This is a genomic window from Luteibacter sp. P4_E6 (assembly GCF_056401535.1).
This window is the reverse complement of sequence record NZ_JBFUJE010000814.1, coordinates 1-1270: the sequence shown is the minus strand read 5'-3', so window position 1 is coordinate 1270 and position 1270 is coordinate 1. Positions and strand designations below refer to the sequence as shown.

1 protein-coding gene and 1 pseudogene are annotated in these 1270 nt (G+C 60.6%); both read right to left on the bottom strand.

What is annotated here, in order from left to right:
- Positions 1-451 (bottom strand): annotated as a pseudogene (locus AC1DT2_RS23720) (hypothetical protein); the annotation flags it as partial.
- 50 nt (positions 452-501) lie between these two features.
- Positions 502-1270 (bottom strand): type IV secretory system conjugative DNA transfer family protein (locus tag AC1DT2_RS23715; RefSeq protein ID WP_477299139.1); only part of this gene is annotated, 769 nt, incomplete at its 5' end.

Below are 1270 nucleotides of genomic sequence, written 5' to 3'. Positions count from 1 at the left end.
ACTCGGGAAGTCCGTGGCTCGTAGCGGTTCGTGCCTTGGCCGGACTCGAATCGTGCGACGATGCATTTGCAAGGCCGCCTGCAAGAGTGACGGCGCTGATAGCTGCGGCCATCGCAACGGATTGAAGTTTCATGATCTCTGCCTCCTGAGGGTCGTAAGCCATCTGAGTTTCGGAATCGCCAGGCGACGGTGTCGCAGCACCGGTAACGCGCGCGGCATCACCGTGCGAACCTGCCGCTTTGGGAATGCTGGGCTTTCTCTTCACCGCCACGGGCACCCCATCGGGTGGAAGGTGTCCGAGTTCGACGCGGGTGCGCGCGTTTGCTATTTCAAGGTCACGCAGAAGCTGCGAGTCGTAGTGGATATCGCGGCTTGACAGCTTGTGTACGGAGAGCAGGGACGACGGCCGTGCGCCTTCGTCCTCGTCCCAGGAGTCTTCTTGCGTCGTCATGTTGCCTTGGGTCAGCTTTCGAGGGGTGGAGTGGCTCGCGCCACTAACTATTACTGGGCCAGCGCCGCGAGCACTCGAGCGTTAGTTTGCTTCCGCACGGCCTGGGCGCGCGCCAACGTACGTGACACCTGCCCCGCATGGGCCACTACAGAAACTGGCATACCGGCGCGCGCCTGCAGCCTCTTGTCCTTGAAGAACCAGTTCTTCCTTGCCCGGATCGGTCGGCAACCTTCGTAGAAGATGAGCTCTTCGTCGGCCGGCAGCTCCTTGATCTCCTGGGGCAGGAGAACGGCTCGGCGCTCCTCACTGAAGCTCGTCGACACCTGCGGCGCTCCGCCACCCCGACTGGTGCTCCGGTGTTCCTTCCGGACCGTTTTGTAGCCCAGCATTTCGCTGTATTCGTTAGCGTCGCTCTGCTCTCGCGGTGCGAAAACGATCTGCGCACCGTGGTTCGTGATGAAGTTCTGGGCGTCGTTCTCGCCGTAGGCGGAGCGCAGCTGGGCCCGACTCTGGACGATGCACAAGTCKCGCACGCCATAGCTAGCGGCGATGGATATTCGCTTCGCCCATACATCGACCCTTCCCATGGCGGTGAACTCGTCCATCAACATGAGCATCTGATACTTGAGATCAGGATCTTCTCCGAGTTGCTTGCCAAGATTGTTTCCGATCACGGTGCTGAAGAAGATGTTGAGTAGCTTGCTGCTCTCGTCCAGCTTGTTTGTGGGGATGATCACGTAAAGGGTGGTTGGCCGCTTGCGCAGGGCGCCGATGTCGAAATCCGTGGCGTTCGTCGCTGCGGCGAGGATCGGGCTAAGG